The organism is Kocuria sp. CCUG 69068 (genome assembly GCF_020833785.1).
Lineage (GTDB): Bacteria > Actinomycetota > Actinomycetes > Actinomycetales > Micrococcaceae > Kocuria > Kocuria rosea.
The window spans coordinates 35,054-48,122 of record NZ_PDDL01000008.1; the positions used below are offsets into that span (position 1 = coordinate 35,054).

Below are 13,069 nucleotides of genomic sequence, written 5' to 3' on the forward strand. Positions count from 1 at the left end.
AATTTCCGTTGCATCCGGAATCCCCCGATTCCCTTGACGACAAGACCCGGGCGTGCACAGGATGCCCCCGCGCCCAGGATCATGAAACGGCCACCATGGCCTGTGCGAATGCTACTTCACTTCCGGGAACGTGAGCCAGCGCGGTCCGTCATGCGTCGTCGTCGGCAAGGGAGGACGTCCGGCGCGGCCCGGCTACGGGCGGGCGGCCGTGAGACGCAGGGCCTGGACCAGCAGCAGGGTCGTGGTCAGCAGCTTCACGGCGATTCGCACCAGCGCGACCGCCTCGCCCTCGGGGCCGGCGATCAGTCCGGGCCGGGCGACACCCAGCAGCACGTAGCCCACGGCGACGAGCACGAACGGCACCACGGTGACCAGCAGCCGCCAGGACGCGGACTGTGCAGCCGGCGCGCTCCGGCGGTGCAGCCGGACAAGCCCGCCCACCAGCAGGAGTCCGGACACGGCCCAGAAGAGCAGACCCCCGAGCTCCTGGGCCGTGGTCGCGCCCAGCGAGGGCACCAGCCGGTCCAGGGCGAGGCGGGCGCCCACCCGCTCGTGGATCCGGAACTGGTCGTCGGCGAGCAGGAGCAGGAGGATGCCGCCCCACGCGGCGAGCACGCGGCGCTCCGGGCCGCGCAGACCTGCCCTCAGGAGCAGGACGGCCGCGGCCCCGAGCTGCAGGAGTCCGCAGAACTCGACGAGGGAGCCGTCCAGGCCGCCGTTCCACAGCGCGGCGCGGCGGAAGGGGAGGAACCAGCTGCGGTCCGGGTCCAGCACGGAGGCGCTGCGGTGCAGGACGTGGGCGATCAGCAGCAGCGCGTCGACCACCATGGCCACGGCCGCGATGCGCACGGGCCAGGACTCAGCGGGTTCCCGCGACCACGGCGCGCGGGCGGGAGTCACCGCGCGTGGAACTTCTGCTGCGCCTCGAGCAGCCCGTTCTCGACGAGGTGCTCGACCGCGTCGGCTGCGTCGTCGAGCAGGAAGGGCAGCTCCTTGGCCTCGACGGTGGAGAACGGCTTGAGCACGTAGGAGGCGGCGTCCATCCGTCCGGGCGGGCGGCCCACGCCCACGCGCAGCCGGTGGTAGTCCTTGGTGCTCAACGCCCTGGACATGTCCCGCAGACCGTTGTGCCCGCCCTCTCCCCCGCCGATCTTGAGCTTGAGCGCGGCGAAGGGGATGTCGATCTCGTCGTGCACGGCGACGATCTTCTCGGGGGCGATGTCGTAGAACTTCGCCAGCCCGGCCACGGGCCCGCCGGAGGTGTTCATGTAGGTCATCGGCTTGGCCAGGACCAGCCGCGGCCCGCCGGGGCGCAACCGCGTCTCGAGCACCTGGGCGCGGGCCTTGTGCGCCTTGAAGCCGCCGCCGAGCCGGGAGGCGAGCTCGTCGAGGACCATCTGCCCCACGTTGTGCCGGGTCCGGGCGTACTCGGGCCCGGGGTTGCCCAGTCCCACGACCAGCCATGCGTCGGACATCGGTGCCTCCATCGAAGTGGTGAAGAGTGCGGTCATGCGAAGTGCGGGGCGGCTCGCAAGCCGCCCCGCACTTCGCGGATCACGTGGATCGGGTGAGCGGTGAGGCTCAGGCCTCGTTCTCGGCGACGACGTCGCCCTCGGGGGCCTCGGTCTCGCCCTCGGTGTCGCCGAGGTCCTGGGCCTGGGGCTCGGAGACGTTGATGACCAGCAGCTCCGGGTCGGAGACCATGGTCACGCCCTCGGGCAGGCGGACGTCGGCGGCGTAGACGTGGTCGCCCACGCTGTGGCCGTCGAGGTTGATGGTGACGGAGTCGGGCACGTTCAGGGCGTCGGCCTCGACGGTGAGGGTGTTCTCCTCGACGTTGTGCACGGCGGTCGGGTCGACCTCGCCGATGACGTGGACGGGGATCTCGACCTCGACGCGCTCGCCGCGGCGCACGGCGAGCAGGTCGATGTGCAGGATCTCCGGGCGGGTGGCGTGGCGCTGGATGTCCTTGACCATGACCAGCTGGGTGCTGCCCTCGACGTCGAGCTCGAGCACTGCGTTGGAGTGGCGCACGGCGAGCATGGTCTCGTGGCCGGGGATGATCACGTGCTGCGGCTCGGCGCCGTGGCCGTAGACGACCGCGGGGATCTGGTCGTTGTTGCGGATGCGGCGGGCGTAGCCCTTGCCGAAGTCGCTGCGCGTGGTGGCCGGGATGCGGATGGTGTCAGCCATGGGAACTCCTCGATGTCGGGTCTGTCGTCTGAATGGCCAGGCGATAACGGCCGCAGACCCTCCCCCGTTGTCTGGACTCCGGGCCACGCGCCTCGCGGGGCGCCGCACCGGTGGGGGGCGGGAACGTTCAACCAGCCGTCGTCGATCACGGGACCCGCAGGGGTCCCCTCGCCTTGGCAACCGGACAAGGCTAGCACGACGCACGGAACCTGACGGGCCCGGACGGATGGAACGCGGCCCCGGCCACGAGTCGGCTCAGGCGACCGCACCCCGCCGGACGGCCTTGGTCGCCAGGAGGTAGGCCAGGATCCACGGCTCGACGACGTACCGGTGACCCAGCCGCTTCGGCTGCGTCATGAGCCGGTACGCCCACTCCAGCCCGATCGGGCCGAGCCAGCGCGGCGGCGGCTTCTGGATGCCGGCGTACTCGTCGATCCCGCCGCCGACGGCCGCGTAGATCGCCGTGGGCAGCTCCTCCCAGCGCCGGCTCAGGAACTCCTCCTGCAGCGGCATGCCCAGGCCAACGATCACGAAGTCCGGCCGGAACTCCTGCAGGGACCGGACGATGTGGTCCTCGAGCACGGGGTTCCAGCCCTCCCCCGGCCAGCCCTCGATCTGCCCGGCGGACGCGTCCCGCCGGAGCAGGTCCACCGTGCGGGCGTTGCCGGCGGCGGTGGCGCCGACGACGGCGACGCGCCGCACCGGGGTGCGGCCCATCAGACCGGGCAGCCAGTCCAGGGTGCCGAGGCGGTGCCGCTTGGCGCTGAGGTCGCGCCCGGACCGCCACTTGGCCAGCTTCAGGACGGGGAAGCCGTCCGTCAGCACCACGTCCGCCTTCTCGTAGAAGGCGCGGAACGTCGGGTTGACCTCCCACGTGTAGAGACTGTGCAGATTGTGGGCGAGGACGGCGGCCTTGCGCCGCTCCTGCCACGTGGCCGAGATCCACCGGTGCAGCTCCTCGGCGTCCATCGGCGTCACGCGGACACCGCTGACCGGGATCTCGATCGGGTCCGTGCTCCGGTCACGGGACTGGTGCTTCAACATGCGAACTCCCCCTGTGCTGCGCCTCTGCGGCGCCTCGCTCCCCTGCCGGGACCCGGTGACCGGGCCGGCCTCTCGAACAGGGAGCGCCGTCCGTGGTGCGGCGGGATCCCCCCGGATCCCGCCGGCGGACCGGCGCCCCTGCAGCGCACGTCTCGCGACCACCAGCCCTGGCGGCCGGCGAACATGCGCTTGCATTTACGCTAGCAAAAGCGGCGGAGCATCCACCCCTCAGGACTGTCCCCTGTTAAGCACCTGTTTACATCGATGTGCACTTGTAAAGTCATCGATGGGGGCCGGAACCACGCCGGGGGGCGTAGGAGGAGTGTTCCGGCCCCCGCACACTCGGGGGGAGTGACCAACGTGCTCAAGAAGAACATGTCCGTGCGACCTGCCGCCTGGCGGGAGACCCACATCAGACGTCTGCGCCAGGTGGACACGGCGGCACTGGCCGCCACGCTCGTGCTGACGCAGCTGCTGCGCTTCGGCCTCGACCAGGAGGCCCTGGAGCTCGGCCGGCTCACCGTGCCCTACTGGCTGGTGGGCGCCGTGCTCGGCGCCGCCTGGTGGGGCTGGCTGGAACTGCGGGGCGCCCGCGACGTGCGCCTGATCGGCTACGCCGTGGAGGAGAACCGGCAGGTGGTCTCCGCCACGCTGGTGCTCTTCGGCGCCCTGGCGATCCTGTCCTACGTGCTGAACGTGCCGATGGCCCGCAGCTACGTGGTGATCGCCCTGCCGCTGGGCACGCTCCTGCTGCTCGCGGGGCGCAGCGTGGTGCGGCGAGGGCTGACCCGCCGCCGGCTGGCCGGCGAGGCGATGTCCCGGACCCTGGTGGTCGGGCGCGTGCCGGGGGTCGTGGAGATGCTCAAGTCCCTGCAGCAGAACCCGGCCGCGGGCTTCGACCCGGTGGCGGTCTACGCACCGTCGTCGTCCCGGGTCCTGCCGCACCACCTGGCCCGGGTGCCGATGCCCCAGAACATGCTGCCGGCCGGGGAGGCGCCCAGCGTGGAGGGGATCGTGGCCGCGTGCCGGGCCCACCGGATCGAGACCCTGGTGATGGCCGCGTCCGCGCCGCTGAGCTCGGAGGAGGTCCGGCACCTGTCCTGGTACCTGGCCGACGAGCGCATCCGCCTGGTCCTCGACACCGGGCTCACCGACATCGCCGGCCCGCGCATCCACACCCAGCAGATGGCCGGCCTGCCCCTGATCCACGTCTCCACCCCGCGGCTGAGCCGGTCCCGGCGGATGCTCAAGCGGCTGGTCGACATCGTCGGCGCCGTGACGGCCTTGGTGGCCCTGTCCCCCGTCATGCTCGTGCTCGCCGCGATCGTCAAGGCGCACGACGGCGGGCCCGTGCTCTTCGCCCAGGAGCGCACCGGCCTCGACGGGACGAGCTTCAAGATGCTGAAGTTCCGCTCTATGTACACCGACGCCGAGGAGCGCAAGGCCGAGCTCATGGCCGCCAACGACGCCAAGGGCGGGGTGCTGTTCTTCATGGAGAACGACCCCCGGGTCACCACGCCGGGGCGGTGGATGCGCAAGTACAGCCTCGACGAGCTGCCGCAGTTCCTCAACGTCCTCAAGGGCGAGATGTCCCTGGTGGGCCCGCGCCCGCCGCTGCCCTCGGAGGTCGCCCAGTACGAGGAGCACGTCCACCGCCGGCTGCGGGTCAAGCCCGGCATCACCGGGCTGTGGCAGGTCTCGGGCCGGGACGACCTGGACTGGGAGAAAGCCGTGCGCCTGGACCTCTACTACGTGGAGAACTGGTCCCCGGTCCAGGACTTCGTGATCCTGCTGCGCACCGTCAAGGCCGTGGTCGCCAAGGAAGGCGCGCACTGACGACATCCGTCAGGCCGGTGCGCACGTGCTGAGACATCAATCGAACCGCATACGTCCCGGTATTTTCGACTCGTGACGCACCTGGTGCCTGATCTTGACCGCAACCTCGAAGTGGCCTCTGACCAGCGGCGTAGGCTCGATGGTGTCCACTCATCGGGGGGAAAAATGAAAAATCTGCGCGGGAGGATCGCCGCCGCCATGATGGCCGGGGCGCTCATGACCGGAGCGGTCGTCGCACCGGCTTCGGCATCGGCAGACATTTCGGAAGCCACATCCGTCAGCACCGCGGCCAGCCTGCCGTTCGCCGACCAGAGTGCCAACAAGAAGTACGAGAAGCATGACGAGTACATCCAGGTCAGCCACTGGAAGTACGACCACAAGTACAAGAAGTGGCACGCCGTGGAGCACTACAAGCACAGCCACCACGACTGGGCCGCCAAGTACGCCGCCGACAAGTGCCACGTCAAGTACGACTGGGCGCACAAGCACGCCAAGTACGTCGAGAAGCACAACGTGAAGCACTGGTACAAGGTCTGCCAGTACAAGAAGCACAACACCTGGTACAAGGTTCAGTACGTCGACAACAAGCACTGATCCCTCGGTCAGACCCGAGACATGCCCCGCCGGAACCCCGGCGGGGCATCTCTGCCACACGGCCTGACTCGGGTCCCGAACTCACGCTCCGACGGCGGCGCTGCCGACGACGTGCGCGCCGGGCGCGGCTGGGCGTGGGGCTGCAGGTGCCCGTTGTTGGTGAGCAGGAGGCGGCCGGCCTCGTCCAGGACCAGCACCCCCAACGTCCACCGAGTCCAGCACCGGGATGACCAGGTAGGACCGGCAGGGCAGCCGGTCCCAAGGCACCAGGGCACACGCCAGCGTCAGGGCGAGAGTCAGCCCGCCGACCCACCGCACCAGCGGGTCGGCCAGCAGGGGTGCCTGGACGACCGCCAGGACTAGGAAGAGCAGGAACGTGGTGACGGCCTGCGGCAGCTGGCTCACCACCACCCGCCCGCGCAGGGACAGGTCGTGGAACTGCCACGGGACCGGTGAGGGGTGGGCTGCGAGGGGGGTCCACGGCAGGGCTCTTCCAACGGCGGGCACCACCCCCGAAGGTGGTGACCATCGCAAATGCCAGCGCGTCGGGGCCGCCAGCGGACTGCTCAGGCGGCCGGGATCAGCGCCCCGTCGGCCGCACCAGGAGTCTCGGGTTCGAGCAGGACTGCCCTGGCCACCTCGTGGTCGGCCACCACGGACACGAGATCCACGCCGTGGAACCCGGTGATCCGTCCGTGGCTGATCTCCGCCTCGTGCTCGGTGTCCAGCAAGCAGGCGGGGACCAGCTCGACCGGGACCCGGTAGTCCGCCCACACGTAGGTGTGCCCGGGGAGGCGCCGGCCCTCGGTCATGGACTCGAGCACGGCCTCGAGGCCCGGGTCGTGACCGGAGGGCAGCTGGTAGGAGAACAGGCGGGCCCACTCCACCGCCCCGGCGGAAGTGGTGGCGGTGAGGATGCTGAGGGTCACGGTCATCGTGGGGTTCCTTCCGGGACGCTGCGTGGACCGGCGGAGGCACCTGCCCTCTCCCAGCCTCCGTGAGCTGAGTAACAGGGGCGTGTCCCGCACCTGCCAGCTTCCCGTGCCTTCGGCGCCCTGCGCGGGCGGTCGGGCTGGAGACCCATGGATCAGTACTTGTGGGAAGGCGGGTGGACCCAGTGGCGCCGTCACAAAGAGCGCCGAACCGTCATAGTGCTGATGGTCGGCGGGGTCCTCAGTGGGACTCGTGGAGCCCGCCTGTCACACCACCGGCAAGGGTCGACTCCGATGGGCCAGCGATGGTTCCAGCAGGTCCTGATCCCGCGATGACGTGCAGGAACACGGGTGACTTACCGGTCACTAACCAGCGAGCGCCTTGGGGTGCAGGTCGGCGTGATCACCCACCCACGCCACCCCGTCCAGGGAGGAAGAGGGCACAAAGAAACAGTGCCATATTGTCGTTTGCCCTAGTCGGACTCTTGTACCCCGCGCAAATCCCCTTCTACGGTGGTGTCACCCGGCTCTCAGGGAAGGCCTATCTCACAGGCCTGGACACATTCTCTTTCGCGCGCATGGCGACTTCTTCGTCATGCCCTTTTTAGGGGACACCATGAACGATCTGCACAAGACTCTCGCCGGTGCGGCCATCGCGGCCGCCCTCCTCGGAGGCTCACTGGGCACGCCCGCGTTCGCGGGCGGGGACTATGACCACGAGTCTAAGGGTGATCACGAAGGCAAATCCAGTGATGACCACGAGAAGGACGAAAAGGACGACGAGAAGGACGACGACGACTACGACGTCAAGAACTGGTACCACGACGAGAACGAGAACGGCGACAAGGACGACGACGAGAAGTACCACCACGAGCACGTCTGGCAGTACGACGGCAAGCACTGGTTCCACGACGAGAACGAGAACGGCGACAAGGACGACGACGAGAAGTACCACCACGAGTACACCTGGGAGTACGACGACAAGGCCGACGACGAGGAGGATGAGGACGAAGACGATAAGAAGGACGAAAAGGCTGACGAGGACGAGGACAAGAAAGACCACCACCACGCTCACGCCTGGAAGCACTGAGACCAGGACGACAGGGGCAGCCAGAGCGTTCCCCTCATGAGTCGCAGGAACACCCCACCCGTTGCGCGGGTGGGGTGTTCCTGCGTCACCGGCCGGGCGCGGTCCTGGAGCCAGGGCCGGGTGATACGCGGGCGGAGGCTCCTGCTCCACCCGGTGCACGGCCTCAGAACGGTCGCCCATTGCCAACCGTGGGACGTGGGAACGAGCGAAAGGGATGACGAATGAGCGATTACCCGCACTTGCAGACCACCGTGCTGGACGCGACGGACGTCCGGGCGCTGGCCGAGTTCCACCGGAAGCTGCTGGGACTGCGCTACCCATCCGGGGACGAGCCGCCGGCGGACGGTTCCGCGGACGACCACTTCACCGATCCCGCCGGGCACCCGTTCTGCATCTTGGTCGCGTAGCGCCACACAACATTCCACCGCATCGCCCGGGCCGCGCCGCCACCCGGCGCACCACCGCGGCCTCGAGTACGCAGCCCTCGGCAAGCGCTTCCTCGATGGCGTGCACCAGATCAGGCCGAAGCCTTGCTCCGGCAAACAGCGCGGCGCGTGTGGCCCCCGACACACTCCGGAAACACCGCCTGGACAATGGTCTACACCGAACCACTCTCCGCATAGGAACAAGAGGCTGACAATAGACTTTTGTCCGGTCCGATGGGGACCATGTGGGGACAAAAAACGGCCCCCACTAGGGCCGTTGCCCCGATACGCTCGGAGGACCCGAAGATCCGTACCCCTCGACGGACAAGAGAGAATCCGATGCGCACCTCCCCCCTTGCCACTGACATCCAGCACTACCTCGAGTCCTGCTCCCCCGCGGGTCTCACCCTCCTGGAGCTCGACATCGTCGAGGACGTCGCCGAGCTCACCCTGGCCTTCACCCCCGAGGCCCTCGACCGCGTGCTGCGCACTCAGCTGCGCACCGCCGGCACCCCGAGCGACTGGGACTGCCCGAAGGCGTCCATGGAGGTCGGCACCCCCACCTGGGCCTACGCCCTGGAACTGGCCGACCTCTTCAACGACCACTACTTCGGCCACGTGGTCCTCGAGCGCCACGAGGCCGCCCTGGGCGAGATCCTCACCGCCCACGGCCACGAGGGCACCCCTGTGGTGATCCGCCCGGCCTACGCCCCCACTTGCCTGGCCCTGAACCTCCGCCGCCTCAAGGCCGAGCACCTCCGCACCGCCGGCCACACCGCTCAGGCAGCCCGCGCCGCCTGAGCGGCCGGCACCACAACGCCGCCGTCCCCCGAGTGGGGGACAGAAAATGGCACCGTCACCGTCGGGTCGACTTCCCCGCCCGACGACGTGATCCCCGTCACCACTAGGCACGACGCCGTTCCGCAGGTTGGCGGCACAGGCAAGTGCAGGTGCAAACACCTTTCGTCATAGAGCCGTTCTCATCGATTTGCGCCACTAAACTGGCCACAAGTGCAACGCAGCGCGCGGTCCACCGTCTCCCCCACGGGCTGGGAGGAGATGCCCCAGGTGGCCGCGTGCTTTTTCGGGGAGGGAGCACCACCATGCTCAAGGTCAACGAGATCAGCCGAGCGGACGACCACCGGCGTCCGCAGCTCAACAGCACCCGCACCACCGCTCGCGACGCCGCCTCCCGCTCCGGCTGGCGCTCCGCCTACCTCACCCGCATGCGCTGGGCCGACGGCCTGGCACTGCTCGTCACCCTCATCGGCGCCCACCTGCTCCGCTTCCAGCTGGAGAACGCCGGACTCGACCTCGGCCCCCTGTCGGTCCCCTACTGGATCGTGGGCATCGCCCTGGCCCTGACCTGGTGGATGCACCTGGGCGCCCGCGGCGCCCGGGACGTCCGGCTCATCGGCCACGGCCTCGAGGAGACCCGGCAGGTAGTGCACTCGAGCCTGATCCTGTTCGGCGCGATCGCGATCATCTCCTTCGGCTTCGACCTCCCCACGGCCCGCAGCTATGTTCTGCTGGCCCTCCCCCTCGGGCTGGGATTCTTGATCCTGGGGCGCTTTCTCGTGCGGGACCGGCTGGTCAAGGCCCGGTACAAGGGTGAGGCACTGTCCAAGACCATGGTGGTGGGCCGGCTGGCCGGCACGTGCGACCTCATCAAGTCCCTGCGCCAGCACCCGACCTCAGGCCTCGACGCGGCCGCCATCTACGTCCCCGAGACCCGCAAGCCGGTCCCCGCGGAGCTGCAGCGCATGAGCCTCCCGCCCAACGCGCTCGCACCGGGTGCGCGCCCCACCGTGGAGGGCATCGTCGACGCCTGCCACGAGCGCGACATCGAGACCGTGGTCCTGTCCTCCAACGTCCCGCTGGGCACCAGGGAGATCCGCCACCTCAGCTGGCAGCTCGCCGACGCCCACATCCGCCTGGTCATGGACACCGGCCTCACCGACATCGCGGGCCCCCGCATCCACATGCAGCAGGTGGCCGGCCTCCCCCTCATCCACGTGGCCACACCGAAGCTGAGCCGCAGCCGCGCCATGACCAAGCGCCTCATGGACATCGTCGGCTCCGGGGCCGCGCTGCTCGTCCTCTCCCCCGTTCTGCTCGCCCTGACCCTGATCGTCAAGGCCCACGACAAGGGCCCCGCCTTCTTCGCCCAGGAGCGCATTGGTCAGGACGGCAGCCGCTTCAAGATGCTGAAGTTCCGCAGCATGCGCACCGACGCCGAACAGGTGCTTCAGCGTCTCAAGGAGCAGAACGAGGGCGCCGGCCTGTTGTTCAAGATGAAGGACGACCCTCGCATCACCGGCCCCGGCAAGTGGATGCGCCGCTACAGCCTCGACGAGCTCCCCCAGTTCTTCAATGTCCTCAAGGGCGAGATGTCCCTGGTGGGCCCCCGTCCGCCGCTCCCCGCGGAGGTGGAGCAGTACGAGGACTACGTCCACCGCCGGCTGCGCGTGAAGCCCGGCATAACGGGTCTGTGGCAGGTCTCGGGAAGGTCGAACCTGGACTGGGAGCAGTCGGTGCGCCTTGACCTCTATTACGTGGAGAACTGGTCGCCGGTGCAGGATCTGCTGATTCTGGGAAGAACCTTCAAGGCCGTGGTGGCCAAGGAAGGCGCGTACTGAGAAGTGGGTGTATCCGATTTCCCATGACCCCCGCCTCCGCGCCGAATCAAGAACCTACTGGATATATGCCATTGCCCCCTTTTGAAGCGGCTCGTCCCCAGTCGACTGACTGGCGTTGCCGACCATTGCCTCGTCGACCGGAGAAGAAGTGACAAGCACCATCCCCCATGTCAGAACTGGCACGTCCGTCCCACCGGCCACGACGAAAAAGTTCAGGGCAGATATCCAAGGACTTAGAGCGTTTGCCGTGACATTCGTTGTGCTCGATCACCTCGTGCAGTGGCCGTCCGGAGGATTCGTGGGAGTTGACATATTTTTCGTCATTTCCGGATTCTTGATTACCGGTCACCTGCTGCGCGAGTGGGAGCGCACTCAGCGGTTCAGTTTCGTGGACTTTTATAGACGCAGGGCGAAACGACTCCTTCCCGCGGCGGTGACCGTTATCGTTGTCACCACTGTCACGAGCTTTCTTCTGTTCACCGGCAGCCGTGCCTGGTCCATCTTTTGGGATGCCGCCTCATCCCTACTCTTCGTCGGCAATTGGCGCTTCGCCGCGACTGAGACCGATTATTTCCAAGCTGACGGCCCCGTCTCACCACTACAGCATTTCTGGTCCCTGGCCGTCGAGGAACAATTTTACTTCATTTGGCCATGGCTCATGCTGGCCGCACTGGTTCTGTCCGTCAGGATAAAAAAATCACCCGTGAACGCTCGAGTGATCTCTGGCGCAGCCATTCTGATGGTCACACTAATTTCATTCCTTTGGGCGCTGCATGAGACTGCCACTAACCCCACAACGGCCTACTTCTCAACATTTTCCCGCGCGTGGGAACTCGGTGTCGGAGCTTTGCTTGCCATCATCGCACCGGCGCTAGAAAGAATTCATTACGGTGTGCGCCCTGTTCTGGCGTGGTCAGGGCTTGCGGGAATGACGGTATCTGTTCTTATCGTGAACATGGAATCCGCATTTCCTGCACCCGCCGCATTGTTACCCGTCTTATCCGTTGCACTAGTGATCATTGCGGGCACTGGAGGTGACCAAAAATTGATCACGCCCCTGACTAATCGGGTCAGTGGATATATCGGCAACATATCTTACAGTCTTTACCTTTGGCACTTCCCCGTGATCATCTTCTTCTCAGCACTGCTTCCCGGCCGGAACGCGAGCTTCTACATCGGGTCTGTCACTACCATGCTGGTTTTCGCCATATTCGCGTACCACCTGATCGAGGATCCGCTTCGATCATCCAATTGGCTGATGAAGTCGCACCGCACACAGAAAACTATGACCACGAACCGTCGGTACGGTGACGGATGGCTCGCTTTTCTCGCCGTCGTGACCGCTGGCGCAGTGATATGGACCTTCATTCCACCGCAACAGAATCCATCCGCAGCTCAAGCCGCCACGGCGTACTCGTGGGATTTGGAGAAGACGGTAGACGCCGCCCCATCCTATGGTCCCGAGCTGACGGATGTTCAAAACAACATCAAGAAAGCCACTGCTACCACCAAATGGCCGGAACTCGTTCCGGGAGGGAACTCATTGGGAGTAAGTGCGTGGATTGAGAAAATGGAGAACACCACGTGCCTCGACGTATCGGAAAGCAATTTGACCGACTGCTACTTCGCCTCGCCCAACAGCAAAAAGACCGCCGTGCTCGTCGGTGACTCTCATGCCATTGCGTGGTCACCTGGAATACGGAAGGCTCTTTCGGAGTCGGGCTATAACCTCCAGATGCTCACAATGCAGCAGTGCACCGCAGCTGACATTGAGGTAAACAAGAATGACGGGTCCACATATCCCGAGTGCATGAAACACCAAGAATGGGTTGCGGACCAGATCGCAGAGATCAAACCAGATGTTGTTTTCGCTAGCTCCGCCGTTTCTACCCTGTATCGACTCGCCTCCAAGGCGAAAGGAGATTTAGCTCAGGAAGAATATGCTGATGGCCTCACCAGAACACTCGAATCTATCAAACCGCACACCGACCAAGTCGTCATCATGTCGACGCCTCCGATGGGAAACTCCCTAGAAGAGTGCCGCACGGCCATGTCTAAGCCCGCCTCTTGCCAAACCACTGTCACCGGTCAGTGGAAGACGTTCACTGGAACCGAAAAGAAGGTGGCCAATAAGACGGGCTCCACCTATGTTGACACCAAGCTTTGGTTCTGCAGCTCGAACGAGATCTGTCCAATTTTCTCCGGGCAGACTCTGATGCGCGTCGACACCAATCACCTGACCGTCGAGTATTCGGAACAGCTGGCTCCTGTCATCAAATCAGAAGTTCTGCAAAAGCTCCGGAATTAATTTTTCGA

At 66.4% G+C, this 13,069-nt stretch carries 12 protein-coding genes; 7 read left to right on the plus strand and 5 right to left on the minus strand.

Features of this window, described 5'->3' with window-relative positions:
• Positions 1 to 192: 192 nt before the first annotated feature.
• From CRM73_RS02875 to CRM73_RS02890, 4 genes are all read right to left on the minus strand, one after another.
• Positions 193 to 900 (minus strand): hypothetical protein, encoded by a 708-nt coding sequence (locus CRM73_RS02875; RefSeq protein WP_229586778.1) that lies wholly within the window; start codon positions 898 to 900, stop codon positions 193 to 195.
• Complete coding sequence (gene pth, locus CRM73_RS02880) at positions 897 to 1,475, minus strand: aminoacyl-tRNA hydrolase (RefSeq protein WP_229586779.1); 579 nt, start codon at positions 1,473 to 1,475, stop codon at positions 897 to 899. The genes CRM73_RS02875 and pth overlap by 4 nt, the downstream gene beginning before the upstream one ends.
• A gap of 106 nt (positions 1,476 to 1,581) precedes the next feature.
• Positions 1,582 to 2,193: a 50S ribosomal protein L25/general stress protein Ctc gene (locus tag CRM73_RS02885; RefSeq protein ID WP_229586780.1), complete on the minus strand. Its 612-nt coding sequence runs from the start codon at positions 2,191 to 2,193 to the stop codon at positions 1,582 to 1,584.
• Positions 2,194 to 2,448: 255 nt separating this feature from the next.
• Positions 2,449 to 3,237, minus strand: coding sequence for a WecB/TagA/CpsF family glycosyltransferase (locus CRM73_RS02890; RefSeq protein WP_229586781.1), 789 nt, complete (start codon positions 3,235 to 3,237; stop codon positions 2,449 to 2,451).
• A 351-nt stretch (positions 3,238 to 3,588) separates the two neighbouring features.
• Here CRM73_RS02890 and CRM73_RS02895 point away from each other — a divergent pair, with 351 nt between their 5' ends.
• Positions 3,589 to 5,073, plus strand: coding sequence for a sugar transferase (locus CRM73_RS02895; RefSeq protein ID WP_229586782.1), 1,485 nt, complete (start codon positions 3,589 to 3,591; stop codon positions 5,071 to 5,073).
• A 165-nt stretch (positions 5,074 to 5,238) separates the two neighbouring features.
• Complete coding sequence (locus CRM73_RS02900; RefSeq protein ID WP_229586783.1) at positions 5,239 to 5,667, plus strand: hypothetical protein; 429 nt, start codon at positions 5,239 to 5,241, stop codon at positions 5,665 to 5,667.
• Positions 5,668 to 6,233: 566 nt separating this feature from the next.
• Here the strand turns inward: CRM73_RS02900 and CRM73_RS02905 are convergent.
• Complete coding sequence (locus CRM73_RS02905) at positions 6,234 to 6,602, minus strand: hypothetical protein (RefSeq protein WP_229586785.1); 369 nt, start codon at positions 6,600 to 6,602, stop codon at positions 6,234 to 6,236.
• 613 nt (positions 6,603 to 7,215) lie between these two features.
• Between CRM73_RS02905 and CRM73_RS02910 the strand changes: the two genes are divergently transcribed.
• The 5 genes from CRM73_RS02910 (at position 7,216) to CRM73_RS02930 (ending at position 13,061) form a co-directional block, all read left to right on the plus strand.
• The gene (locus CRM73_RS02910) at positions 7,216 to 7,689 is read left to right on the plus strand and encodes a hypothetical protein (protein ID WP_229586786.1); all 474 of its coding nucleotides are present in this window, start codon (positions 7,216 to 7,218) and stop codon (positions 7,687 to 7,689) included.
• 221 nt (positions 7,690 to 7,910) lie between these two features.
• Positions 7,911 to 8,096 carry a hypothetical protein gene (locus CRM73_RS02915; protein ID WP_370658515.1) on the plus strand — a complete coding sequence of 62 codons (186 nt, stop codon included), beginning with the start codon at positions 7,911 to 7,913 and terminating at the stop codon, positions 8,094 to 8,096.
• A gap of 357 nt (positions 8,097 to 8,453) precedes the next feature.
• The gene (locus CRM73_RS02920) at positions 8,454 to 8,915 is read left to right on the plus strand and encodes a hypothetical protein (protein ID WP_229586787.1); all 462 of its coding nucleotides are present in this window, start codon (positions 8,454 to 8,456) and stop codon (positions 8,913 to 8,915) included.
• A 302-nt stretch (positions 8,916 to 9,217) separates the two neighbouring features.
• Positions 9,218 to 10,753, plus strand: a complete 1,536-nt coding sequence (locus tag CRM73_RS02925) for a sugar transferase (protein WP_229586788.1) — start codon at positions 9,218 to 9,220, stop codon at positions 10,751 to 10,753.
• A 148-nt stretch (positions 10,754 to 10,901) separates the two neighbouring features.
• Positions 10,902 to 13,061: an acyltransferase family protein gene (locus CRM73_RS02930; RefSeq protein ID WP_370658516.1), complete on the plus strand. Its 2,160-nt coding sequence runs from the start codon at positions 10,902 to 10,904 to the stop codon at positions 13,059 to 13,061.
• The last annotated feature ends 8 nt before the right edge of the window (positions 13,062 to 13,069 follow it).